This window comes from Streptococcus mitis, from assembly GCF_905187495.1.
GTDB classification, from domain to species: Bacteria; Bacillota; Bacilli; order Lactobacillales; family Streptococcaceae; genus Streptococcus; species Streptococcus mitis_CU.
Genome location: NZ_CAJJIB010000114.1, coordinates 1 through 344, shown reverse-complemented (window position 1 = coordinate 344; position 344 = coordinate 1). Strand labels below are relative to the sequence as shown.

1 protein-coding gene is annotated in these 344 nt (G+C 39.8%); it reads right to left on the bottom strand.

What is annotated here, in order from left to right; genetic code table 11:
* A partial coding sequence (locus JQ843_RS05770; protein WP_203213124.1) for a MucBP domain-containing protein occupies positions 1-344 on the bottom strand: 344 nt, incomplete at both ends.

The following is a 344-nucleotide window of genomic DNA, read 5'->3' as shown; positions in this document are numbered from 1 at the left end:
GTTGGTACTAGTTCGTATACTTTTCCTTCTGCAGTTGTAATACGGTTTGGTTTCATTCCGTTATCAGAAGTGTCATATGCTGATCCTGGTCTTCCGTCTACAGTGTCTTTTGCACCTGAAGCTACATTCGCACCTGCTGCATCAACACCTACTAATGGAGTTCCGTCTTCTGTTTGGTAGTTAACTACTACTTGTCCTGCTTTTTCGTAAACGTAAGTTACTGTAGTTGTTCCTTCAACAACATCACCTGTTGCTGGTTTAGAATCATCTTTAAGCTCTTTAGCTGTTAAGTAATATTTAACACCGTCTTTAGTGATTTCAGCTTTTTTGTGGTCTGCTGTATC